Origin of the sequence: Methylobacterium sp. Leaf85, from assembly GCF_001422125.1 — a bacterium.
Lineage (GTDB): Bacteria > Pseudomonadota > Alphaproteobacteria > Rhizobiales > Beijerinckiaceae > Methylobacterium > Methylobacterium bullatum.
In genome coordinates this window covers 81,879-106,888 of record NZ_LMME01000006.1, presented here as the reverse complement: position 1 = coordinate 106,888, position 25,010 = coordinate 81,879, and the positions used below count along the sequence as shown (strand labels likewise).

The following is a 25,010-nucleotide window of genomic DNA, read 5'->3' as shown; positions in this document are numbered from 1 at the left end:
TTCACGATGGTCGATCGCGAGCGTTCAGGCGCTGGCCTGGATCCAGCGGGAGAGATCGCCCTTCGGTGCCGCGCCGACCTTCTGGCTGGCGAGTTCACCGCCCTTGAAGATCAGGAGGGTGGGAATCGAGCGGATGCCGTATTTGGCGGCGATACCGGGATTCTCGTCCACGTTGACCTTGGCGATCTTCACGCGACCCTGCATGTCGGCCGAGATTTCTTCGAGGGCCGGGCCGATCTGACGGCAGGGGCCGCACCATTCCGCCCAGAAATCCACGACCACGGGCTCGGCGGACTTGAGAACGTCCTGCTCGAAGCTCGCGTCGGTCACTTTTACCGTCGCCATTGCGATCCCTTTCTTAGTGCACGGTCGGCGAGACGAGGCCTGCGCCGGCTTGAGAGCGAGAGTTGGCGACGTGAACCGGGACGGTCAAGGCGTAAGATGCCAAGGGCGGGACAGCCGTTCGATTCTCGCATGCATCATCCACCGCTCTTCATCCACCGCGCTCATGCGAGACCGCCCCGGCCGCCTGTCCCCCGCATGATTCCCGTTGCCCCTCGCCAAAGCCGTCGCTTCGCCCCATCTCCCAGCGTGACCGGCAATCCTCGCGGCGAGCGTCCCAGCACGCATGCCCATGATGAGCCGGTGCCATACGGGCTCGGCCGCCATCCGGCGATCGAGCCCCGAAACAGGCCGAGAGCCGGTGCCCTCAACGCCGGCCATGGAGGACATCACCACGTGACGCGCATCTCTCCGACCTTGCTTGCCTCCTTCGCCGCCCTGAGCCTCGGCACCGGTGCGTTCGCCCAGGATGGCAAATCCGGAACGCCTCAGCCGCGGATCGGGGGCGAGTCCTTCGCAGCGCCCCAGAACGAGGCCACGGGCGGGGAGCCCGCCGAAACGGCGCCCGCGAATACGGGCTACAAACCCCTGCTGCCCAACCAGACCCGCGCGCCGAAGCCCCTCGAGGCCACCAAGGTCCAGAGCACCGTCGTCGCCAAGGGCCTCGATAGCGCCTGGGCCATGGAGTTCCTGCCGGATGGCCGCATGCTGGTCACGGAGAAGGCCGGGAAGCTGCGCATCGTCGCCAAGGACGGCACGGTCGGCCAGCCCATCGCCGGCGTGCCGAAAGTGGATGCGCGGGGCCAGGGCGGTCTGCTCGACGTGGCCCTGAGCCCGAGCTTCGTCTCCGACCGTCTGATTTATGTCAGCTACTCCGAGCCGCGCGACAAGGGGAACGGCACGACGGTCGCCCGCGCCAAGCTCATCGAGGAGAAGGATGGCGGTCGTCTCGACGAGGTGAAGGTCATCTTCCGCCAGACGCCGTCCTACGAGGGCGACAAGCATTTCGGCTCCCGCCTCGTCTTCGCGCCGGACGGCAAGCTGTTCGTCACCGTCGGCGAACGCTCGGACAAGGGACCGCGCGTCCAGGCTCAGGACCTCACCAGCGGCCTCGGCAAGGTCTTCCGCATCGACACCGACGGCAATGCGCCGAAGGACAACCCGTTCACGGGCGGCGAGAAGGCCAAACCCGAAATCTGGTCCTACGGGCACCGCAACATCCAGTCCGCCGCCCTCGATGGCCAGGGGCGCCTCTGGACCGTCGAGCACGGCCCGCGCGGCGGCGACGAGCTCAATCGCCCCCGGCCGGGTTTGAACTACGGCTGGCCGGAAGTGACCTACGGCATCGAGTATAGCGGCGAGAAGATCGGCGAGGGAAAGACCCAGGCGGGCGGCACGGTCCAGCCGGTCTATTACTGGGATCCGGTGATCGGCCCGTCCGGCATGGCGTTCTACACCGGCACCCTGTTCCCCGCCTGGAAGGACGCTTTCCTCGTCGGTGGACTCGTGAGCGGCGGCATCGTCGCGTTGAAGCTCGACGGCGACAAGGTGGTCACCGAGGAGCGCATCCCCCTCGATCACCGTATCCGCGACGTGAGGGTCGCCGGCGATGGCGCGGTCTATGCCGTGACGGACGGCCCGGACGGACAGATCCTCAAGCTCACGCCGTAATCGCGGTGTGAGCCGGGCGGGAGGAGAGTGAGGCGAGCGCCGACGCGATGTCGGCCTCGCCGAGATGACGGATGACCGGACCGGACGTCCAGACCAGCATCGCTTCGACGGGACGCCCCGGATAGATGTCCCGCAGGAGCGCCACGTAGAGGGCGATCTGCGCCGCCTCGTCTTCGGGAATGGGAGCACGGTCGGATGGCGGCCGGCTCGTCTTGAAATCCGCCACGACGATCCCTTCGGGACGGATGCTCAGGCGATCGACCCGTCCGAAGACCGGTCGCGACACGCCCCCGACGCCGACATGCCCCGAGATCGTGACCTCGGCCCTCGCGTCGCCGTCGAAGAGCACGGCGAGGGCGGGATCGTTGACGAGGTTCAGAACATCCGAAACCAGCCGGTCCTGGTCCGCCGCCGGAAGCGACGGCGCCCGCGCCTTGACGAAGGCGGAGGCCGCGCTCGCTCGCTGATGGGGATCGAGGCGCGGAAGATGTTCGATGAGCGAGTGGATCAGGATGCCGCGGCGGCGGGCCTGCGGGTTGGCCTGCCGTCTCGGCACGGTGCGCTGACCATCCGCGGCGCCGAGCGCTCCGGAGGGGCTGACCGGCGGCGCCGCCTCGACCTCCGACCCCACCGATCGCCTCAACCATCCGGGGATCGACGATACGGCGTCGGCAGCGGGGAAAGACGCGGCGGCGGCGGGTCGTACAGGTCCGTCCCGCCATAGCAGCACGGGACCGTAGGCGGCCTCGAGGGATTCGCCCGGCCCGAACGCCTGTTCCAGCCCCTTCCGGACCATCTCGCACCAGGCGGTCTCGCCCTGCTCCTCGTGACCGCGATACGGCGCGACGGTGAGGCGATCGGCGGCACGGGTGAGCGCCACATAGAGGAGACGGTTGTGTTCCTCGCGGGCGCGGGCCTGATGCGCCTCGCGGGCGGCGGCGACGGCCTGCGTATCCTGGGACTTCGACCCGGCCCAGACCGGCGGCATCGCCTCGTCACGCCCCCCCGGCATGGCGAGCAGATGCGGATCGTTGCGCCCGAGGGGTTCGCAGCCGTCGATCATGACGACGACGGGGGCTTCCAGCCCCTTGGCGCCGTGAATCGTCATCACCCGGACCTCGTCGCGGCCGGATTCGAGATCGCGCTTGACGGTCAGACCATTGGCGCCCCGTCCCGGAGCGATGTCGTAGCGGGTGAGGAAGCCGTCCAGCGAGGGAGCCTCGGAGGCCTGCTCGGCCTCGGCGGCCTTCATCAGAAACACGTCGATGGCGTCCCCCGCCTCGCCACCGAGGCGGGAGACCAGCCGCATCCGCCCCTCATGCGGCCCGAGCAGGCTCGCATAGAACCCGAACGGTCCGTGCCGGGCCGCCAGGACGGACCACAGGGTGAGGGCCTCATGCCCGCGTATCGCCGCCGGGTCGCCCGCCGCCGCATGGCGGGCCAGGGCGTCCTCCAGGGTCTCGCTCTCCTCGCGCCGGGCGGCGATGCGGACGAGGTCGTCGTCGTCGAGCCCGACGAGGGGCGTCTTCAGGGCGCCGGCCAGGGTGAGATCGTCGGCGGGCAGCAGGCCGGCGCGGCCGATGGAGACGAGGTCGTTCACCGCGATATGGGCGGTGATGTCCAGGCGGTCCTGGCCCGCGACGGGGACGCCGCAGACCTTCAGGGCACGGATCACCTCCTCGAAGGCGGCGGAGCGCTTGCGCACCAGGATGAGCACGTCGCCGGGACGCCACACGCACCCGCCTTCGTCGCCGGTGGTGGTCCAAGCCTTCACCGCCCGCGCCACGCGCCGCGCCGTGACGATGGACGGCGCATTGGCCTCCGGTGCGTCGACCGGGGCCGCCCAGGCATCGGGCTCCTCCTCCCGCGCTGGAACCTCGATGGGCCAGATCTCGACCACGCCCGGCGCGTCCCGCCGGGCCGTCTCGTGCGTCGTGCCGACGGCCGCGTCGTCGAAGGACAGGCCCTGGTAATGCTCGGGAACGGCGAAGGTGGCGTCCACCGCGCGCAGGATGCCTTTCGTCGAGCGGAACGACACGTTCAGCGTCACGTCCTCGAAGGCGAGGCCCGCCTGTTTCGAGGCCGCGCGCCATTCGCGATGCACGGTCGCGAACTCGCGCGGCTCGGCCCCCTGGAAACTGTAGATCGACTGCTTCGGGTCACCCACGGCGAACCGCGTGCGCAGCCCCTCGCGAGCGCCCTCGCCGCTGGCGAAATCGGCCGTGATGCGGCGCAGGATGTCCCATTGGCGCGGGTTGGTGTCCTGCGCCTCGTCCACGAGGACGTGATCGATGCCGCGGTCGAGCTTGTACAGGACCCAGGCGGCGTCCACCCGCGAGAGCAGATCGAGAGCCTTGTGGATCAGGTCGTCGAAATCGAGGGCGCCGAGGCGCGCCTTCTGACGCTCGACCCGCCGGTGGATCTCGGCGACGAGGACGAACAGGGCCTGCGTCCGTTCCAGGGCCTTGGCCGCGCGCAAGGTATCGAACAGGGGATCGAGCCGGTCGCGTTCGGCGAGGAGCGCCTCCTTCACCTCCGCCGGGACGTCTTTCGTGCCGAGACTCCTGTCCGCCTTCGGGGTGCCCTTCTCGGTGAAGAACACCGAACGGTAGAGGTCGAGGCGGGCGGCAGCCTCACAGGTCGCCTCCGCCGCGACCAGCCTGTCGGCGAGCCCCTCGTCTGTGGATTTTCCCGTGCGCAGGCGCTGGGCGAGGCCGCTCCAATCGTCGAGCCCCCCGGTGAGGATGCGGTCGAGGACCGTATCGGCCGTCTCGCCGGCCGAGAGGCCGAGGGAGCGCGACAGGGCGGCGATGGGACCGGAGAGACCGTCCGTCCCGTCGAACGTCGCCTGCGCCCGCATGGCCGCGCGCAGGATCGCGCGGAGCGTATCGCCCGTGGCCTCCGGGCCGACCCGGTCCCAGGCGGAGCGCAGATCGGGGTTGCGGCCGGTCATCGCCAGGGCGAGAACCCGGTCGGTCTCGGCCGCGAACAGGTCGGCGGCCTGGTTCTCGTCGAGCACCTGGAAGCGGGCGGGCACGTTGGCCTCGAACGGGAACATGTGCAGGAGCCGCTCGCAGAGGGCGTGCAGGGTCTCGATCTTGAGGCCGCCCGGTGTCTCCACGGCACGGGCGAACAGGCGCCGTGCCGCCTTCAAGGTCCGGCGTGCCGGAGACTCGCCGGTCAGTTCGGTGAGTTCGGCGGTGAGCGCGGCATCGTCCAGGGTGACCCAGCGGCCCAGGGTCCGGAACACCCGGATCGACATGTTGGCGGCGGCCGCCTTGGTGAAGGTGAGACACAGGATGCGTGCCGGCGGCGCCCCGTTCAGCAGCAGGCGCACCACCCGGTCGGTGAGGACCTTCGTCTTTCCCGCCCCCGCATTGGCGGAGACCCAGGCCGAGGCCAGGGGATCGGCGGCGCGGCGCTGGCTCGCCTTGGTGAGATCGTCGACGACGAAGGGCAACCTGTCTGCTCCGGGCTTGGCTCCCCCTCTCCATAGAGAAGGATGATCGCCTCGCCAAAGCGCCCTATGTTCGGCCGGACGATTCCCTCAGGACACCCCGTCATGCACAGCCACAGCAGCGAGACCTGGCGGCATCGCCACGACTTCCTCGGACACGCGCATGAGCGCAACGAGCGCCGGACCGTCCTCGTTGTCGGGCTGACCCTGGCGATGATGGTCGCCGAGATCGTCGGCGGCACGGTCTTCGGGTCGATGGCCCTCACCGCCGATGGATGGCACATGTCCACCCATGCGGCGGCGCTGGGCATCGCGGCCCTGGCCTATCGCTTTGCCCGCCTCCATGCCGACGACCCGCGCTTCGCCTTCGGCACCGCCAAGCTCGGCGATCTCGCGGCCTTCGCCAGCGCCATCATCCTCGCCATGATCGCGCTCGCCATCGGCTATGAGAGCATCCTGCGCCTCAATAGCCCCCAGGCCATCGCCTTCGGCGAAGCCCTGCCGATCGCGATCCTCGGCCTCCTCGTGAACCTCGCCAGCGCCTGGCTGCTCCACGGCGACGGGCACGACCACGCCCATCACCACGACCACGCGCACGATCACGGCCACGCCCATCACGAGGGGCACGACCATCACGAGGGGCACGGCCATCAGGAGGGGCACGGCCATGGCGACCATGGGGACACCAACTTGCGGGCGGCCTATGTCCACGTCCTGGCCGATGCGCTGACATCGGTGCTGGCCATCGCGGCCCTGCTGGCGGGTCGCTATCTCGGCCTCGCCTGGCTCGATCCGGCCATGGGACTGGTGGGCGCGGCGGTGATCGTCGCCTGGTCCTGGTCCCTGATCCGCTCCGCCGGCGCGACGCTGCTCGATGCGGTGCCGGATCGGGGGCTCGCTCACTCCGTGCGGACGCGGCTGGAAACGAACGGCGACACGATCACCGACCTCCACCTCTGGCGCCTCGGCCCCGGCCATACCGGCCTGATCGTCTCCCTCGTCTCCGACCACCCGCAGGAACCGGCGATGTACAAGGCGAAGCTGGCCGATCTGGACGGGCTCTCGCACATCACCGTGGAGGCGAATCTCTGCCCGAACCATGGGACGGAACGGATGCCCGGGTGAGGCGCACTGTCCGCGATCCACGGAGTTCATCGGGTTCGTCGGGCGGCATGCCCGGCATTCGGCAGTAAACGGAAGGGCGTTGAGAGTACCGGCGGCATCCGCTCGGCGCTGGGCGTCCGTTGTAGCACGCCATTTGCCATGGCCTCGATCAGGCAGTGGATTGGTGGGGCGATGTAGAAGGCTTGCCTTCCCCCCGCCGCCGAATCGCAAGAGACGTGTCATGTCCAATTAAGCGGATCACGGTTTCATGGACTTGACTGTCATCTATATAACTTTAATCGACAAAAACTATCTATGCTGATATTTTTCGTAGTAAATCAAATTTTTAATATATATATTTATAAAAATGATGGCTAACTTACGATGTAGACGTATAAACGAGTATTTTAAATATTTTTTAAACTATTGCTGTCAGTCTAAGCTTGTTTAATCGCAATATGATTCGTTGCAGAGGGGCTGGACGTGGCGTTTTTTAAATTTACCTATGAGGGTGATTATAAATCGGACAACTCGGACTTCATATTCAGTTCCCAGATGGCCGCCGGCGTTCGTGCAATCGATTTCGGCCCCGGCACGGCCATCGCCGGATATGAAGGCTTCGGTAATTCTCTAGTCTATGCCTTCTCCGGGCCGGGATTAGAAACCGTCTTTGGTGAAGTTGGATATACCACGCCCCGAATCGGCATTTTCGGCGACACCAGCGACTTTGCCTATACGGCGAGGATCACCGGGGGCGATTATGGGGATGTGATTCTCACGGGGGCGGGCAATGACGTCCTGAACGGTGGCGGCGGCAACGATACGCTGGAGGGCGGCCTCGGCTCGAACAACATCGATGGAGGCACCGGGAAGAATACCCTGAGTTATGAGCATTTCCAGGAGTACGAAGCCGACAGCGAGGGTAATTTTTACGGTGTCATCGTAAACATGGCCAGCAACATCGGCACGGATCACTCAAATAGAATCCTTTCGGAAACTTTTTCCAATATCTCGAATATCCGTGGCAGCGATTACACCGATACTATAATTGGAGACACCAAGAACAACGTCATCGAAGGCGGCGGCTTTGGCGACGTCCTGTCTGGGGGGGATGGCCGCGACACGCTGAGCTATCAACATTCCTTCGACGCCGTAAAGATCGATCTCTCGACGAACACCGCTTCCAATGGCGATGCTTCGGGAGATAACATTCAGTTGTTCGAAAATTTGCTCGGCAGCGCCTGGAGCGACATTCTCGTCGGAGATACCGGGGACAATGTCATCGAAGGGGGCGCCAGCAGCGACTCCATGTTCGGAGGCGCCGGCAACGACACGTTGAGCTATCAGCAATCCAGCGCGGGTGTAACGGTCGATCTCCTGTTTGACGTTGGCTTCGGCGGCGATGCGGAGGGCGATACTTATAGTTCATTCGAGAATCTGATCGGCAGTACGTCCGAAGATGTCCTCAGTGGAACCGACGACGCCAACACGCTGAACGGCAATGGCGGTCCTGACGAATTGTTCGGTCGGGGTGGCGACGACCGGCTCGTCATCAGCGCCTCGCCATCGAAGGTGGATGGAGGGGCGGACACGGACCTTCTGTTCGTCAATGCCGGCAGCCCCGTCGAACTGAGCACCACCACGTTCCAGAACATTGAAAAGGTCTATGTGCGCGACGGCGCGGTGCTCGACATGTCGAGCGTCGAGGCGGGCACGAAGATTTTTTCGCAGAGCGTTGCCGAGAGTGACACGTCGGTCATCGGTGTCTTGATCGTCGGCACATCGGGCGCTGACCGCATCCAGGGCGGGAAGGGCAACGACGTTATGATGGGCGGGAAGGGCGGGGACTCCCTCTTCGCCGGCGCGGGCGCGGACACGTTCCTGTTCACCGACGGCGACGGTCGCGACGTCATCCGCAAGTTCGACGGGCTCAAGGACACGCTGGACGTCAGCAGCCTCGCCGCCAGCATGGATGACATGACCTTCAGGTCATACCGGGGCGGAACCGGCATCGTGATCACGTTCGAGGGTGACTCCGCCCCTTCGGACAAGATCATCCTGCTCGACGTCGCGTACCAATCACTGACCGAGGGCAACTTCCTGTTCTAGAAACGGCGCCTGCATCGAGCAGGACGTCAGGCAATTGCCAGCCCATGGACCGAACCGGATCGCGCAGCCGGACCGGTTCATGGGCCTTGCCGTGGGGCGCCTCGCGGAACGGGCGCCCGCCCGTTCCAAACAACCTTCACCCCTCGCCCTCCCCCGCCAGCGACCATTCCAGCACGCGGGCGAGGTGGTCGTAGTCGCCGTAGGACTTGGCGAATTTCGGGTAGGGACGGGAGACGTAGGCCGCGTCGCCGGCCATGAAGCGGGCGACGAGGCCGCGGAAGCGTCGCTCGTGCTCCTCGACGATGGCGTCCAGGGTCCGCGGGTCGCCGCGCGGCGGCTTGACCGGGAGGGGGGTGAACGGGTTCCGCCCGCCGGTGGCGTGGACGTAGAGCAGGTCCGGCGTTTCCTCGCTGCGCGGAACGCCCTCGAAGGCGCCCGCCTTCAGCATCGCCGCCTCCAGGGTCAGCTGGGGCGAGAAGCCGGCGAAGACCTCCTTGTTGCTGGGCGGCTGGCCAGTCTTGAAATCCACGATGCAGGCGGTCCCGTCGCGGCGCTGCTCGATCCGGTCGGCCCGCCCGCGCAGGGTGAAGACCTCCTTGCCCATGGGCAGGGCCCACCTTCCCGACATCTCCGGCCGCACCCGCGTGAGGGCGGGACGACGCTCGGCCTCCCAGTCCAGGTATTCGGCGGCGATCCGGCCGTAGCGCGGCCACCACTCGGCATAGAGTTCGGGAAAGGTGTCGGCGATATCGGCGAATTCCGCCTGCGCCAGGGCGTTCAGGCGTTCGGCGGCATCCTCGGGCAATATCTCGGGATGGGCCTCGGCGAAGTCGCCGAGGATCGCATGGATCAGCGTCCCCCGCTCGCTGGCACCGGGCCGCCCGGCGACGGGCTCCAGCGGATCGAGCCCGAGAACGTGGCGGGCGAAGATGACGTAGGGATCGCGCACCAGGGTCTCGACCTCGGTGACGCTCAAGGTCCGGGGAAAAAGGGCCGGGTCGGGCTTCGGCTTCGGCTGGGTCAGGCGCGCCGGCACCGGGCCGGCGCCTCGGTCGAGGGCGGCGACGTAGCCGAGGAAGCGCCGCCCCCTCTCGCGGGCGCGCTCCCAGCAGGCCTCGCCGGCAAAGGCCTGGAGCCGCTGGAGAAAGCGCGAGGGCACCGTCGGTGCGCCTTCGCGCTTGGCCGAGCGGGTGATGACGGCATCGTGGCAGCCGAGCGCCTGGACGAAATCATGGGCGGTCTGCCCGATCCGCCGCTCGGGGGGATTGAGGCCGATGCGTTCGCGCATGGGGCGGTTGAGGAAGGCGTCGGTCACCGTCTTCATCGGCCACACGCCCTCGTCGAGGCCGCCGAGCACGATGCGGTCGGCATCGAGCAACCGGGCTTCGAGGAGGCCGAGGATCCGCAGGCGGGGATGGGGGCGTATCCCGCCGCAGGTCACCACCCGCTCACGGGCGAGCGCCGTGAAGAAGGCCGGGTAATCGAGGGGCATTCCCGGCAACAGGCCCGGTTCCGACGTGGACAGGTCGTCGAACAGGGTGTCGAGGACACAGATCGAGTTGTCCTCCGCGGGTTCGTCCCCCTCGGCGGGCGCGATCAGCCGTTCGAAGACCGCGGCATGGCTGCGCCCCAAGGCGACGAGGTCGACCCTGCCGCCCTCCTCGGACCGGAGGAACCCGTCGAAGGCCTGTTCGAGGCGGTCGACGATCCGGGCCGCCAGATCCCAGTCGATGTCGGCGAGGCGGCGCTGGGCGCGGGGGATGCGTCCCTTCGCCGTCCGCCGGTCGGCGAGCACCCGGCGCAATCCGTCGAATCCGGGAGCCGGCGCCGGCCCGCGCAGGGCCCCGATCTCGAGAGCCGCCGCACCGCGCCGGACCTCGTCGCGCGTCATGCCGAGGCGGACGAGCGGATGGGCGAGGAGGGCGATCACCCGATGCGGCTGCAGGTCCGCCGCCATCTCGGCCGCCATGCGCGCCAGTCGCCCGGCCGGACTGACGGAGAGCGCCTCCCCGGCGGAATCCTCGGCGACGATCCCCCAGCGCGCGAGTTCGGCCGCCACCCGTCTGGCGAGGTTGCGGTCGGGGGTGACGAGGGCGGCGGTGGCGCCGGGCGTCTCGAGGGTCTCGCGCAGGGCGATGGCGGCGGCCAGGGCCTCCTCCCGCTCATCGGCGGCTTCGATCACCGCGATGCCCGCCATTCCGGTATCGGCGGTCTCGCGGCGCGCCTCGGGCGACAGCTCCGACCAGGCATCGGTGGTCTCGGCCGGGCGCAGAGCCTGCGACAGCAGCGCCGTCCGTGCCCGGTCCCGAGGCGCCGGCTCCCCCAGCGCCGTGATCGCTCCGCGACCGAGGGCGAGACAGCCGGGGCCGAGAAGGCGATGCAGGATGGCCTGGGGATGGCCGTGGGCGATCTCGCGATCCGCCCCCTCCCCCGTCTCGATGGCGTCCCAACCGGCCTCGTCGAGGTCGGTATCGAGGCCCGGCAGCACCACCGCCCCCCTCGGCAGGGTGGCGACGGCCGCGATCAGCTTTGCGGTCGCGGGCACCGACCCGGTGGAACCGGCGATGATGACCGGGTCGCCGGGCTTGTCACGCATCAGCCGCGTCGCCTCCGCGAGGATGAGCGTGCGCGAGCGGGCCACCGGATCGCTCAAGGCGCGGTCATGCAGGATCTTGGGCCAGTTCTCGGCGGCGATGCGCACGAAATCGAGGGTGAGGCCGAAATAATGCGAGTACTCGGCCTCCACCGCGCTGGCGATCTCGGTCCAGGCCACGCCCTCCACGGTGAGGGCGTCCATCAGCTTCTCGAGATCGGAGGCGAGATAGACGGCGTCCGCCGGCGAGGAGGGAACGAGGAAGGGCACGTCGTCGCCCATGGGGAGGAGCTTGCGGTCGACGGTCTCGGCCCAGGCCTGGACGAGGCGGGCGAGGATCAGCCGGCGCTCCAGGGGCGGCATCGCCGGGGCGAGCTGGTCGGAGCCGTTCTCGATGAGCGGATTGGCGGCGACGTCGAGTTCGGCCTCATCCGCTTCGCCCAGCGGGATCAGGCGCGGCAGGAGCGCGCTGCCGAGCCGCTCGGCCAGGATCGCGGACAGGGCCCGCGTCGCGCGCCGCGTCGGCAGATAGAGGGTGACGCTGGCCAGGGCGAAGGGATCACCGGCGACGTTCCCGACGAGATGGCCGGAGATCAGCGCGTCGGCGAGGGTCGGCAGGAACGAGGCGCCGGGGGGGATCGTGAAGACGCGGGACTCCGTCATGTCGTCGTTCCGATCCTGCCCCTTCACTGCACCTGCGCGCTCGCCTTCACCCGCGCTTCGGCGGCCTCGATCGCCTCCGGGGTGCCGACGTGGAGCCATTGGCCGTCGAGGCGCAGGCCGAACAGGCGTTCCCGCTCGATGGCGCGGTCGAACAGCAGGTTGAGCGAGAACGCCCCCTCCGGCGTGCCGGCGAAGAGTTCGGGCTTGAGGATGGCGACACCGGCATAGATGAAGGGCGCGACCTCACGCTCGCCGCGACGCTGGAGGGCGCCACCGGCATTCATCACGAAATCCCCCTTGCCCTCGTAGCCGAGGCTCGTCGCCGTGGGTGCGACGAGGAGCAGAATGTCCATCCGCTCCGGCTCCCAGGTGTCGATGAGCCGGCCGAGATTGGGCTGAGGCCCTTCGAGCCAGAACGAATCCGAGTTGAGGACGACGAAGGGGTCCGTGCCCAGAAGCGGCAGGGCCTTCTTCACGCCGCCTCCGGTCTCGAGGAGGGCGTCGCGCTCGTCGGAGATCCGGATCGCCGGCGCCGTGCTGCGACGTGCCAGATGACCTTCGAGCAGGTCGGCGAGGTAATGGACGTTGACCACCGCCTCCCCGATCCCGGCCTCCGCCGCCCTGTCGAGGGCATGGTCGAGCAGGGCGCGGCCGGCCACTTCCACAAGGGGTTTGGGCACGGTCGCCGTGATCGGCCGCATGCGTTTGCCGAGGCCCGCCGCGAGGACGAAGGCGCGTTGGATGGCGGATACGGGGCTGTCGGACATTCCGTCGGCGTCTCGGGGGCGAGGGCTATGGCATCGGGTGCGGCGGCATCGTGGGGAACTCGCTCCTCGGGTCAAGCCCGAAAGCGCGGCCCCGCAGGGCAATCGCTCCACGCGCTCGCCCTGGCTTTCTCGCTGGCCTCGGTCACCGGCGCCCGCCTCCACGGGCTCAGGCCTCGCCCTCCTCCGCCGGCTCCTTGGCCACGAGATGGGGCAGATGCTCTTCGTGCCACAGGCGAATGCGGGTGAGCGCCGGATGGGCGAGGTTGCGGGCGAGATAGCCCTCGATCCGGGGCAGATGCGCGAGATAGGCCGGCTTGCCGTCCCGCTTGTCGAGCCGAGCGAAGATGCCGAGGATCTTGGTGGCGCGCTGGGCGGCCATCACCGCATAGGCCCGCGCGAAGCCCTGCATGTCGAAATCCGGCTCGCGACTGCGCCGTTCACGCACGTAGAGGCCGAGCAGGCGCAGTTCGAATTCGGCCGTGGCGTCGACCCGGGCATCCTGCAGCAGGGAGGCGAGATCGTAGGCGGGGTGGCCGAGCACCGCGTCCTGGAAATCGATGACGCCGATGCGCTCCAGCCCTTCGCGTTCGGGCATCCAGATCAGGTTCGGCGAATGATAGTCGCGCAGGGTCCAGGTCGGACGTTCCGGCTCGACGCCGCGCAGCACCTCGGCCCAGAGCGCCACGAATTCGGAGCGGGCGGGTGCGGGCAGGGAGGTCCCGAGTACCGACGGGCAGTACCAATCCGGCAGGAGCTCGGTCTCGAACAGCAGCGCTTCGAGATCGTAGGGCGGCAGGACGTGGTCGACCCCATCGGCGACGGGGAGAACCCCGGGGAGCTCGGTGGCATGGAGCTTGGCCAGGAGGCGCACCGCCTCGGCATAGCGCTCGGGGCGCGGGCCATTGGCATCCACCACGGGTTCCGAGCCCAGATCCTCGATGATGAGCAGGCCTTCGTCGAGATCTTCGCCGTAGATGCGGGGTGCCGAGAAGCCGAGGGCGCGAAGACCACGGTCGACGCCGACGAAGGCGTGGACGCTCTCGGCCAGCTTGACGATGGCGCTGTAGGGCTTGCCGTTGCGCACCGGCGGCCCGTCCGGCCGCGCCGGGGAGATCATCAGCACGGCCCTGGTCCCGTCCGGTTTCACCAGACGCTCGTAGGCGCGCGAGGACGCATCGCCCTGCATGAGGATGCGCTCCGCCTCGTCCCAGCCGCTGCGGTCGAGGAGAGCGCGGAGGGCGCGGGCACGCTGCATGCGGGCGCGCATGCCGCCCTGGCCGTCGATGCGGGCAAAGCGCGAGCCCTCACCGAATTCCGGCCGCAGCGACAGGTCGACGGACAGGATAGGCCCATCACGCAAGCCGAGGCGCTCGGGCCATTCCACCAGGGTGATCGCGGTCTCGGTCATCTCGTCGAAGCCGAGTTCCACCAATTCGTCCGGCCCGCGCAGGCGGTACAGGTCGGCATGGACGATCTGCCGGCCGTTCTTGCCTTCGTAGGGCTGGATCAGGGTGAAGGTCGGGCTCGGGACTTCGAGCTCAGGCTCGCCCGTGAGTTCGCGGATCAGCGCCCGCGCAAGGGTGGTCTTTCCGCCGCCGAGCCCGCCGGACAGGGCGACGATGTCGCCCGGCAGCAGGAACTCCGCGAGAAAGCGGCCGAGATCCTCCGTGGCGCCCTCGTCGGGAAGGACGAAGGCCCAGGCGGCTTTGGTCTCGCGCCGGGGCTCGCCCGAACCGTCCTCACTCACCGCCACATCCTCCGTCCGCGCCATTTGCACTGCGGCCTCGAAGCCCGGCCACGGAATGGCCGAGACGTGAGGCGCGCCGCTCATCTTACGCAAGCACCCTTAATCAAAATCGCCGCTCACCCTAAGGGGTGACGCATGTGCGGGCCAGCGGCGCGAGCGGGCCATGTCCGTTCCGACAATTCTCGTCTGCGCGAGCGTGCGGGAAAAACGCTCAGGCCGCAGTCATCGTCGGAACCCCGCTCACATCGAGCGTCTGCGCTACATGCCACAGATCATGAGCTGCCTGCATGCGGAGCCAGACATCCGGACCGTTACCGCAGAACTTGCCGAGGCGAAGCGCCATTTCCGGTGAAACGCCCGTCGTCCCTGCCAAGACGCGGTGCAACGCCTGACGTGTCACGCCGAGATGCCTCGCAGCGGTCGAAACGGGCATGTTCAGTGCCGGAAGGATGTCGTCCCGTAAAATCTCGCCGGGATGGGTGGGCATGCGGGCCGGGTCGCGACGGGTTTCATGAGCCATGATAATCCTCCACGTCGACATCGACGGCATCTGGACCATCGAATCCGAAGGTCAACCGCCAGTTCCGTGAAACAGTGACGGAGAAACGACCCGCTCGATCACCTGAAAGGGCATGGAAACCGTAGCTGACGACGTCCATGTCCTCAGGGCGAACAGCCTGATCGAGCAGATCGAGCTGGCGCGCAATCTGCTTGACCCAATCCGGTCGTAGCCCGGACGCGTCGCCCTTCCCCCAAAACCGCTTCAACGCTCTGCTGCGGAAGCTCTTGATCATGACAGCTGTGTAACCCGCCACGCGACACCGTCAAGCATCGCGTTACACTCTCCCAAAAGAATCTTGGTGGGGCCAGCCTTTGGGGTTGACCGATCATTCTACCCTATTCCGCCGCCGCGCGTTTCGGCTCCGCGACGTTGACGGGAAACGTGCAGGTCACGCGGGTGCCGCTCCCCGGCTTCGATGCGAGTTCCACCCGGCCGCCATGGAGCTCCACGAACGAGCGTACGATGGAGAGGCCGAGGCCGACGCCGCGATGGCGGGTTCCGAGGGTGCGGCTCTCGAAACGGTCGAACACCCGCGCGGCGACGTCTTCCGGCATGCCACGACCCTCGTCGCGGACGGTCAGGGTGAGCTCCGTCTCCGTCCGGTGGGCCGTGACGCGAACCACCTGGCCGGGTGACGAGAAGCCGACGGCATTGGAGAGGAGGTTGAACAGGATCTGCCGCACGCGCTTTCCGTCGGCGACGAAACTGCCGATATCGGCGGGCATGTCGAGATCGAGGCCGATGGCGGATTCGGCCAGACGGTCCTCCAGGCCGCGGGCGGCCGCCTCCACCGTCGCCCGGACGTCGATGACCTCGCGGGCGAGTTCGAGGGAACCGGCATCGATCGAGGCGAGATCGAGAATGTCGTTGATCATCACGAGGAGCGCCCCCGAGGAGCGCATGATGTGATCGGAATATTCGCGCTGGCGCTCGTTGAGCGCGCCCACGGTCTCGTCGCCGAGAAGCTGGGTGAAGCCGATGATGTTGGTCAGCGGCGAGCGCAGTTCGTAGGAGACGTGGTGGACGAAGGTGTCGCGCAGCTGCGAAGCCCGTTCCAGGGCGTCGTTCTTGTCGGTCAGCGCCCGTTCCACGTTCACGCTGGCGGTGACGTCGATGAGGGTGAGCAGCGTCGCCCCCTCCGGCAGGGGCTGTGCGGCGCAATCGAGCACCGTGCCGTCCACGATCTCCAGACGACAGGTCAGGCCCGCCCGGCTCTCGAGGCCGGTGATGGCACCACGGATATCGAGCCAGGGCTCCTCGTCCGGCGACAATTTGCGGCAGACATCGATCACCGCATCGACGCGCGGACGCTCGCCGAGGGTCTCCTGCTCCAGGCGCCACAAAGTCGAGAAGGCACGATTGGCGAAAGTCAGGCGGCCATCGGCGCCGAACACCGCCACCGGTTCCTTGAGCGTGTCCAGGGTCTCGGCCTGCACCCGCATCAGGGCATTGTAGCGGGATTCGAGCTTCACGTTCTCGGAGACGTCGTCGAACAGGTAGGTCAGGCCGCCCTGGGGATTGGGATCGGCGACCACACGCAGCGAGCGTCCATCGGGCGGATGCCACCAGGTTTCGCTGGCCTCCACGGCGCGGTAGGCGGCGAGCACGTCGGATTTCCACGCCTTGAAGTCGGCCTGTTCGGGAAGCTTCCGGGCGGCGCGCAGATGATCGAGGATCTCGCCGTCCAGGGGGCCGGAATCGAGGAAGGCCTGATCGAGGCTCCAGAGCTGGCGATAGGCGGCATTGTGGAAGATCAGCCGCTGGCGCGCGTCGAACATCGCCACGGCGGTGGGAAGCTGGTCGAGGGTGCGGACGTTGGCGTCCATCTGGCGCTGCAGGTCGGCGCGGACGCTCTCGAGTTCCGAGACGTCCACGGCGATGCCCACGCGGCCCGAATCGATGACGGCCTCGGTGACGTCGAGGATGCGCCGGCCGCCGGCCACCACCGCCGACAGGCGCTTTGCCGCCCTGCCCCCGGATGCCGTCCGGTCGCCATCGCTGCGGGCGATGAGGTCCCGCGCCTGACGGTCCAGGAGTTCGATCCCGCCGGCGATGGCCGTCTCGCGGCTTCCGGCTTCGACGGCGGCGACATAGGCCGTGTTGACCCAGGCCAGGCTGCCATCGCGGTTCCGGCGCCAGACCGGCTGGGGAATTGCGTCGAGGAGGCTCGCGAGGGCGGACAAGCCGCGCTTGGTCTCGTCGAGGGTCTCGCGCAATTCAGCGAGTTCGCGATGTTCCTCGGTGGTCTCGCGCAGGCGCAGCAGCGCCCGGCCGGCCAAGGGCTGCCCGTGCGCGTCGATGATCCGCCCCGATTGCGCCCGCACCGTCATCCGGAACCCGGCGCCGCGTTCGCGCAACGCATCGAGGGAGGCTTCGATCGCGCCCGCATCCGCCGGCACAAGCCAGGTTCCGAAAGCGAGGATGAGCCCGGCCGGGCCGGGTTTCACGCGGTTGCCGTCGAAGGCGAGGGTGAGGTCGCCTTCGATGATGGCCTCGCCGCGCCCCGACCATGTGACGATGACCTGCCGTTCGGAGCTGAGCAGCATCTCGGCCCGGTCCTCGGAGCCGCGCAGGGTATCCAGGTCGGCGATGAGGGCGCGCTCGCGCCGCGTCCACCGCCCGCGCTCGCGCAGATGCAGCAGGGACAGGATCGTCGCGAAAACCGTGAGACCGATGAGGATCGCGAGGCCGGTGGCATTGTGCATGTGCAGCGGCAGCCCGAAGCCCCACGATGATTGCTCGCCGGCATAGCCGGAGCCGAGCGTCGACGCACTCGGCACGGGCGCTCCATCGGGGGAGGCCGCCGCGGCCTGTCTCATCATCGCGATGCCCGTCGCGAAACCGACCGCGACAGAGACGACGGCAGCGGCGACACGCCCGTACAGGCGTGCCGTTTCATCGACCCTCATGACACGTACCGCCCCTACGAATCGTCGCTGAGGCGCAACTGCGCCCTACCCGCGACACGCCTCGAAAGGCGGCTGCGAGGTTACCTCCACATGAGGAATCACCCCACACTAGCGCGAGCCGGAATCCTGCCGGAAGAGGGTTAAGCTTAAGTTCACCATGTTGCCGACCGGTTGCCCGGACATCGGCGCAGAAAGGACACACTCGCGGCACCGCCTCGGCGCGGCGAGTGTGACGAAAAAGGCCCGGCGAGACGCCGGGCCTTTCTCATTCCGTATTCGCGGGCCGGCGAAAGTCGCCTTCCGCCCGTCCGATCAGTAGCGGTAATGGTCCGGCTTGAAGGGGCCGTTCTCGGAGACGCCGATATAGGCGGCCTGATCGGGACGGAGCTTCGAGAGCTTCACGCCGATCTTCTCGAGATGGAGCATCGCCACCTTCTCGTCGAGGGCCTTGGGCAGGGTGTAGACTTGGCGTTCGTACTTGCCCGGGTTGGTCCAGAGCTCGATCTGGGCGAGCGTCTGGTTGGTGAACGAGGCCGACATCACGAAGGACGGATGGCCGGTGGCGTTGCCGAGATTCACCAGGCGTCCCTCCGACAGGAGGATGATGCGGTGGCCGTCGGGGAAGGTGATCTCGTCCACCTGCGGCTTGATGTTCGACCACTGCATGTTCTTCAGGCCGGCGACCTGAATCTCGTTGTCGAAATGGCCGATGTTGCAGACGATGGCCCGGTCCTTCATCGCCCGCATGTGGTCGAGGGTGATGATGTCCTTGTTTCCCGTGGCGGTGACGAAGATGTCGGCGCGGGGCGCGGCATCTTCCATCGTCACGACCTCGTAGCCTTCCATGGCGGCCTGGAGGGCGCAGATCGGATCGACCTCGGAGACCAGCACGCGGCAGCCGGCATGGCGCAGCGACGAGGCCGAGCCCTTGCCGACATCGCCGAAGCCGGCGACCATGGCGACCTTGCCGGCCATCATCACGTCGGTGCCGCGGCGGATGCCGTCCACCAGGGACTCGCGGCAGCCGTAGAGGTTGTCGAACTTCGACTTGGTGACGGCGTCGTTCACGTTGATCGCCGGGAAGAGCAGCTTGCCTTCCTTGGCGAGATTGTAGAGGCGGTGCACGCCCGTGGTGGTCTCTTCCGAGACGCCCTTGATCGAATCGGCGAGGCCGGCGAACCAGCCCTTCGGCTTCTCGGCGAGCTTCTTCTTCAGGAGGGCGAAGAAGATCTCCTCTTCTTCCGACTCGGGCTTGTCGAGGAAGGCGGTGTCGCCGTTCTCGGCGCGGAGACCCAGATGAACGAACATCGTGGCGTCGCCGCCATCGTCGAGGATCATGTTCGGCATCGAGCCGTCATGCCAGTCGAACAGCTTGGAGGTGTAGTCCCAGTACTCGGTGAGCGTCTCGCCCTTGATGGCGAAGACAGGGATGCCGGCGGCCGCGATGGCGGCGGCGGCGTGGTCCTGCGTCGAGTAGATGTTGCACGAGACCCAGCGGATGTCGGCGCCGAGCGCCTTCAGGGTCTCGATCAGCACGGCCGTCTGGATCGTCATGTGCAGCGAGCCGGCGATCTTCGCGCCCTTCAGGGGCTGCGACGGACCGTATTCCTCGCGGGTGGCCATCAGGCCCGGCATCTCGGTCTCGGCGATCGAAATTTCCTTGCGGCCGTAATCGGCCAGACCGATGTCCTTGACGATGTAATCCTGGGCCATGGGGTCGCTTCTCCGTCTCTCGCTTCGTTGTGGCGAGGCCTATAGCAGGCGAACCGGCGCGAAGCAATCAAGACATAAAGATGTCTTTATACGTGTTCCAGGCTGCACCGGTTTGGGCTTGGGTTCGCGGGACAGGAAGGAAAGAGCGGATGGGACGCTTCACCGACGAGATGCGCGCACGCCTGCCGGCCGGCTTCACGCTGCCGCCGGAGATCGCCTCCCTGTTCGACTGGATCGAGGAGCGGGGCCTTCTGCACGAAAGCCAACGCGTGCCCGGCGACAGGTTCGGGACGCTTCAGCCTCTGGAACCGCCCTACCGGGGCGCGGTCGTTCTGTTCCGGGTCGAGCGGGAGGACGAGGCCCGCTCCTACGCCGAGGGCTGGTTCGGAAACCCGGACACTGCCGCGCGCCTGATCCCCTTCGCCCGGACGGGTGCGGACGGCTCCTACGCGGCCTTCTGGCTCGATGACGAAGGATGTCAGCGCATCGTCCATCTCGGATCCGAGGGCGACGGCCTCTGCGTGCTCGGGCAGACGCCCCTCGATTTCCTCCGGCTCCTGGCCATCGGGCACAACGAGTTGGGGACCGGGCTCGCGCATCCCGACGCGGAGCCGGAGGACGAACCGGATTACGAGATGGAGGTGGACAACCCGCCCTTCCGGGATTGGCTGACGACGACCTACGGCGTGACGATCCCCAGAACGGTCTCGGAGATCGTACCGGCGCCGCCGGACAGTTTCGCCAAGGCGAGCGACGACCCGTTCTGGCAATGGGTTCGCCGGCTGCAGGAAGCCAGGGACGGGGCCGTTCCACCCGGTCCCTGACCCGCCCCCAAAGTCATTTCCGATGACCTGCCCGGCATCTGGCCGCCCGACGAGACCGTCCTCGGTGCGCTCAAGCGGTCGATGAGCCTCAGCCCTCGTCCCGCAACTGCCGCCGGATGATCTTGCCCGAGGTCGTCATCGGCAGGGACTCGCGAAACGCGATCTCGCGCGGATATTCGTGCGCGGAGAGGCGCGAGCGGACGAAGGCCTTGATCTCGTCGGCCAGGGCGTCGCTCGCGGCGACCCCTTCCCGCAGGACCACGAAGGCCTTGACGATCTCGGTGCGGAGCGGGTCCGGCTTGCCCACCGCCGCCGCGGAGGCGACCGCCGGATGGCGCAGGAGGCAATCCTCGATCTCCACCGGCCCGATGCGGTAGGCCGCCGAGGTGATGAGGTCGTCCTCGCGGCCGATGAAATGGACGTAGCCGTCGGCATCCCGCCGGGCGGTGTCCCCGGTGAGCATCCACTCGCCGCGAAACTTGGCGGCGGTGGCCTCGGGCTGGTTCCAGTAGCCGAGGAACATCACCGGGTCGGGCCGGGCGACGCAGATCTCGCCGGGCTCGTCCACCGCCGCCTCGCTGCCGTCGGCGCGCTGGATCGTGACCCAGTGGCCGGGCACCGGCCGGCCGGTGGAGCCGGCGCGCGCGATCCCCGCCGCCTTGCAGGAGGCGAGGACGAGGTTGCACTCGGTCTGGCCGTAGGCTTCCCCGATGGTGAGGCCGAGTTCGCCGCGTACCCATTCGAAGGTTTCGGGCCCCAGGGCCTCGCCGGCCGAGGCGATGTTGCGCAGGCGTGAGAGGTCGAACCGCCCGCGCGGGTCGGGCACGCCGCGCAGCATCCGGAGGGCGGTGGGTGGCAGGAAGGTCGTGGTGATGCCGAGTTCGGCGATGAGCGCCAGGGCCGTCTCCGGCGCGAACCGCGCGGTGGCCCGCGCCACCACCGGCACGCCGTGATGCAGGCTCGGCAAGACCGCGTTGAGGAGCCCGCCCGCCCAGGCCCAGTCGGACGGCGTCCACATCAGGTCGCCGGGTTTGGGGGGGAAGTCGTGCATCATGCAGAAGCCCGGCAGATGGCCGAGGAGCACGCGATGGGCGTGGAGCGCCCCCTTGGCGAGGCCGGTGGTGCCTGACGTGTAGATCATCAGGGCCGGATCGTCGGCCCGGCTGTCGATGGCCGTGAAGCCCGCCGGGGCCGAGCCGATCAGGTCGGCATAGGCGTGCACGCCCTCGGCGGCACCGTCGAGGCAGACGAGATGGGCGAGGGCCGGCAGGGCGTGGCGAATGCCCTCGATCTTCGCCAGTCCGGCCGCATCAGTGACGAGCGCGACGGCACCGGAATCCGACAGGCGGTATTCCAGCGCCTCCGGGCCGAACAGGCCCGCCAGCGGCAGGGCGATGGCGCCGAGCTTGTAGGCGGCGGCATGGGCGACCACGACGGCGGCCGATTGGGGCAGAAGCACCCCGACGCGGTCGCCCGGGCGCAGGCCGAGCCCGACGAGGGCGTGAGCGAGGCGGTTCGACGCCTCGCTCAGGTCTCCGAAGGTCGTCGTCGTCACCGCCCCCGAGGACGAGACGTCGTGGATCGCGGCGCGATCCGGCTCGATCCCGGCCCAGCGGTCGCAGACATCGACGCCGATGTTGAACCGCTCGGGGATGTCCCAGGCGAAACCCGACACCAGGGCATCGTAATCGGAGGCCGGTTTCAGCACGACGGAGACCTCACTCCCCGGCGGTTCGGAAGCCGCCGGCGAAGACGAAATCCGTGATCGGACGACGGCCGGTCGGGCTCTCCTTCGCGGTCTGCTCCTCCGTGAGATCGGCGGCCTCGGTCATGCGGCCGACGCCATAGGCGGCCTCGACCCGGTAGGTCTCCGGTACGTTGAGGGCCGTGATCGTGCGCTCCCGGTCGAAGCCGGTCATCCCGTGCGCGTGCCAGCCCTGGCGAATGGCCTGGAGCTGGAAATTCGCCGAGGCCGCGCCGGCATCGAGGGAATGGCTCCAGGACGGCTTGAGCTCGTCGCCGACCTTCATCTGCGTGTTCGAGACTAGGATGACGATGGCGCCGGTGTCCTTCACCCATTTCTGGTTGCCGGGCACGATCAGGTCGAAGAACACCTGCCAGTCGGGCGTGTCGCGCAGGGCGTAGAGGAAGCGCCAGGGCTGCGAATTATACGCCGACGGCGCCCATCGCGCCGCCTCGAACATGCGCAGCAACTCGGCTTCCGGCACGGCCTCTCCCGTAAAGGCGCGCGGCGAGCGGCGCTCGATGAAGAGCGGGTCGATCTCGTGGTCGGGCTGACGAGGCGGCAAGGCAATCTCCAAGGGTGACGAATCCGCATGGCACATTCGTGCCGGCGAAGCGTTCAGGGGGAGATGCACGAGGTTGGGTGCAAAGCGCAAATGTCCCCCTGCGCGCACGAACCAAAGCGGGGATTAATTCCATTTTTGGTTGCAAAAAAATCGATTGGATTTGATCGACCGTTTTCAGAAAAATTCAGAGTCGTTAGGTATATTCATCCAGGCTGGAGGCCTATTTGACCCAGCGATGGGACGAAACGGCGATTTCGCTGTTTAGGACGGTGCGGTCCAAGGCTTGGACCAGGGTGACTTCGGGGCGAATGACGGTGAGCCGTGGACGCATCGCGTGACTGAACAATCCATTTGCCGGTTGAATATTGACGTGAAGCCAGCGCTCGTTGCCTCGAGCGTCGGCGAAGACGCACGCATGCTCGACGCCATCGACCGGCAGCTGCACACGCAGAGCTTGAAGCTCGCCTTCGACTCCGATCTCGAAGCACGCTTCGAGGATGACACCCGCGAGAAACGCATCCGCGACATTCGTCGCACGGTCATCCTCGGCATGGTGGTCTTCCACATCTACAACATCGCCGGTTTCGTGACGACGCCGGACCTGGCCCTCCTCAATGTCGGGTTGCGCGTCTTTGCGATGACTCCGCTCGCTTTGCTCATCATCTGGGCGGTGGGGCGGGTCAGCGGGCCGGTTCGGGAGGCCATCGGCGGAATCGGCATGCTCGCCGCCACCGGCATCCCCATCCTGATCTTCTGGATGGGAACGGGTCCCCTGGTCTCGTTGACCACGGCAACGATCTGGCTCAGCGTCCTTTTCGCCAACATCACCCTGCCCCTGCGGTTCTTCTGGGCCTGCTTCCTGTCGGGCATCACGGCCGTGGCCGTGGTGGCGGGGCTGTGTCTCAAGCCGGAAATCGTTCCTTCCGTAGGGGGCGTCCTCGGTCTCGACATGATGACCGGCATCCTCTTCAGCCTCGTCGCCACCTACAGGATCGAAGCCGCGAACCGCCGGGACTATCTCGTCAACCTGCGCGAGACCCTGCGCGCCAAGCGGCTGGCCGAGGACAACACCACCCTCGCCCACCTCTCCACCACCGATTCGCTCACCGGCATCGCCAATCGCCGGGCTTTCGCCCGCGAGCTCTCGGAGTTCTGGGAGGCCAGCCTGGCCGGCCGGCATTTCGCCGTGATGTTGATCGACGTCGACCACTTCAAGCTCTTCAACGATCATTACGGACACGGCGCCGGCGACACATGCCTGCGTGAGGTCGCCACCCTCCTGGCGAAGACGGCCGCGGGCTCGGGGGCGTTCGTGTGCCGCTATGGCGGCGAGGAATTCGCCGTCCTCATGCACGCCAAAGACCCCGACGAAGCCTTTGGATTCGCGGAACGGTTCCGACGCTGCGTCGCCGAGAAGGGTCTCCTGCACGGCAACAGGGACGACGATCTCGGCTTCGTCAGCGTCAGCATCGGGGTGGCGACGAGCTGCGGCGTCGCGGTCACGGCCGGGGGACTGGTCGAGGCGGCCGACATGGCGCTCTACGAAGCGAAGGGCGCGGGCCGGAACCGGACCTCCCGCAACGGCAAGGCCGGCAACGGTGATGGAGGCCCCACACGACGGGTGGCCGCCGCCCATTGGAGCGTCAATCAGAAACCACCCATCGCCAAGGCGGGATGAACCCCACGCCCCGCGTCATGGTCTCGACCATGGCGATCGCGCGATGAAGGCAGCATCGGCGCCGCTCTTCGCGATCCACAACGAACCCGGCCCGCGCGAGACGGAAATCTCGGTCCGGATGGTGCTTGGAACACCGGCCGCATCCGCCTCCGGCACCTGGCGACCGATCCACTCGTCCGGTCCGGACCTCAGCCCGCGCCGGACTCGCCCGATGGAAGGACGAGGCCTGCGCGGGCTGGGGGTGGACTAATCGACGACCTTCGCCGTGGGACGGTCGTTGCCCTGGGCGGTCTCGTCGTGCCAGTCGCCCTTGCCGTCCTGGTAGCGGATGCCTTCCGTGGAGCCCGGCACCTGCTGCTCGGCGGCGGCGGCCTGGGCAGCCTGCAGGGCCTCGTCGTGGCTGGGGAAGGTCTCGGAGAAGACGTCGCCGACCTTGTAGGCGAAGCCGCCATCGTGTTCGACGATGCGATAGGTGATCTCGGACATGCGGGTTCCTCCTCACGGCGCCTGCGTTGTGGCGCCACGTGCTCGGCATGGCGAACGGAGCGGGGCTGTCCGAGGT

Annotated in this window: 18 protein-coding genes; 6 read left to right on the top strand and 12 right to left on the bottom strand. The window is 67.6% G+C overall.

The genetic code is table 11. The features are described 5' to 3' along the window. Positions 1–24: 24 nt before the first annotated feature. Positions 25–345: a thioredoxin gene (gene trxA / locus ASF08_RS06500; protein ID WP_018042110.1), complete on the bottom strand. Its 321-nt coding sequence runs from the start codon at positions 343–345 to the stop codon at positions 25–27. Positions 346–738: 393 nt separating this feature from the next. Here trxA and ASF08_RS06490 point away from each other — a divergent pair, with 393 nt between their 5' ends. Beyond that, on the top strand, positions 739–2,013 hold the full coding sequence (locus ASF08_RS06490; protein ID WP_056142849.1) for a PQQ-dependent sugar dehydrogenase: 1,275 nt from the start codon (positions 739–741) through the stop codon (positions 2,011–2,013). Here the strand turns inward: ASF08_RS06490 and addA are convergent. Beyond that, positions 2,003–5,473, bottom strand: coding sequence for a double-strand break repair helicase AddA (gene addA, locus ASF08_RS06485; RefSeq protein WP_056142846.1), 3,471 nt, complete (start codon positions 5,471–5,473; stop codon positions 2,003–2,005). The two genes, ASF08_RS06490 and addA, sit on opposite strands and share 11 nt — an antisense overlap. 102 nt (positions 5,474–5,575) lie before the next feature. Between addA and dmeF the strand changes: the two genes are divergently transcribed. After that, on the top strand, positions 5,576–6,595 hold the full coding sequence (dmeF, locus tag ASF08_RS06480) for a CDF family Co(II)/Ni(II) efflux transporter DmeF (RefSeq protein ID WP_056142843.1): 1,020 nt from the start codon (positions 5,576–5,578) through the stop codon (positions 6,593–6,595). A 462-nt stretch (positions 6,596–7,057) separates the two neighbouring features. Next, on the top strand, positions 7,058–8,683 hold the full coding sequence (locus ASF08_RS06475; RefSeq protein WP_156629484.1) for a calcium-binding protein: 1,626 nt from the start codon (positions 7,058–7,060) through the stop codon (positions 8,681–8,683). Between the two features lie 136 nt (positions 8,684–8,819). Here the strand turns inward: ASF08_RS06475 and addB are convergent, their stop codons facing one another. From addB to ahcY, 7 genes are all read right to left on the bottom strand, one after another. Beyond that, the gene (gene addB / locus ASF08_RS06470; protein WP_056142890.1) at positions 8,820–11,939 is read right to left on the bottom strand and encodes a double-strand break repair protein AddB; all 3,120 of its coding nucleotides are present in this window, start codon (positions 11,937–11,939) and stop codon (positions 8,820–8,822) included. A 23-nt stretch (positions 11,940–11,962) separates the two neighbouring features. Further along, positions 11,963–12,706, bottom strand: coding sequence for a nucleotidyltransferase family protein (locus ASF08_RS06465; RefSeq protein ID WP_056142837.1), 744 nt, complete (start codon positions 12,704–12,706; stop codon positions 11,963–11,965). A gap of 166 nt (positions 12,707–12,872) precedes the next feature. Further along, positions 12,873–14,477: a tRNA (adenosine(37)-N6)-threonylcarbamoyltransferase complex ATPase subunit type 1 TsaE gene (gene tsaE, locus ASF08_RS06460; protein ID WP_156629485.1), complete on the bottom strand. Its 1,605-nt coding sequence runs from the start codon at positions 14,475–14,477 to the stop codon at positions 12,873–12,875. A gap of 187 nt (positions 14,478–14,664) precedes the next feature. Continuing rightward, positions 14,665–14,973, bottom strand: a complete 309-nt coding sequence (locus ASF08_RS06455) for a HigA family addiction module antitoxin (RefSeq protein ID WP_056142884.1) — start codon at positions 14,971–14,973, stop codon at positions 14,665–14,667. Beyond that, a complete protein-coding gene (locus ASF08_RS23815) occupies positions 14,963–15,247 on the bottom strand; it encodes a type II toxin-antitoxin system RelE/ParE family toxin (protein ID WP_082473096.1) in 285 nt (94 codons plus the stop codon). Before ASF08_RS23815 ends, ASF08_RS06455 begins: the two co-directional genes overlap by 11 nt. Before the next feature lie 103 nt (positions 15,248–15,350). Then, the gene (locus tag ASF08_RS06450; RefSeq protein ID WP_056142834.1) at positions 15,351–17,924 is read right to left on the bottom strand and encodes a sensor histidine kinase; all 2,574 of its coding nucleotides are present in this window, start codon (positions 17,922–17,924) and stop codon (positions 15,351–15,353) included. A 312-nt stretch (positions 17,925–18,236) separates the two neighbouring features. After that, on the bottom strand, positions 18,237–19,637 hold the full coding sequence (gene ahcY, locus ASF08_RS06445; protein WP_018042100.1) for an adenosylhomocysteinase: 1,401 nt from the start codon (positions 19,635–19,637) through the stop codon (positions 18,237–18,239). 149 nt (positions 19,638–19,786) lie between these two features. Between ahcY and ASF08_RS06440 the strand changes: the two genes are divergently transcribed. Further along, positions 19,787–20,461: a hypothetical protein gene (locus ASF08_RS06440; RefSeq protein WP_056142831.1), complete on the top strand. Its 675-nt coding sequence runs from the start codon at positions 19,787–19,789 to the stop codon at positions 20,459–20,461. Between the two features lie 88 nt (positions 20,462–20,549). On the opposite strand, the gene ASF08_RS06435 is transcribed toward ASF08_RS06440, so the two are convergent. After that, complete coding sequence (locus tag ASF08_RS06435; protein ID WP_056142828.1) at positions 20,550–22,169, bottom strand: AMP-binding protein; 1,620 nt, start codon at positions 22,167–22,169, stop codon at positions 20,550–20,552. Positions 22,170–22,179: 10 nt separating this feature from the next. Then, positions 22,180–22,806 (bottom strand): nitroreductase family protein, encoded by a 627-nt coding sequence (locus ASF08_RS06430; RefSeq protein WP_056142825.1) that lies wholly within the window; start codon positions 22,804–22,806, stop codon positions 22,180–22,182. A gap of 379 nt (positions 22,807–23,185) precedes the next feature. Here ASF08_RS06430 and ASF08_RS06425 point away from each other — a divergent pair, with 379 nt between their 5' ends. Further along, positions 23,186–24,448 (top strand): GGDEF domain-containing protein, encoded by a 1,263-nt coding sequence (locus tag ASF08_RS06425; RefSeq protein WP_056142820.1) that lies wholly within the window; start codon positions 23,186–23,188, stop codon positions 24,446–24,448. A 43-nt stretch (positions 24,449–24,491) separates the two neighbouring features. Then, a complete protein-coding gene (locus tag ASF08_RS25445; RefSeq protein WP_056142817.1) occupies positions 24,492–24,698 on the top strand; it encodes a hypothetical protein in 207 nt (68 codons plus the stop codon). Here ASF08_RS25445 and ASF08_RS06415 read toward each other — a convergent pair. Beyond that, positions 24,695–24,934 (bottom strand): hypothetical protein, encoded by a 240-nt coding sequence (locus ASF08_RS06415; RefSeq protein WP_018042095.1) that lies wholly within the window; start codon positions 24,932–24,934, stop codon positions 24,695–24,697. The genes ASF08_RS25445 and ASF08_RS06415 overlap by 4 nt on opposite strands. Positions 24,935–25,010: the final 76 nt, after the last annotated feature.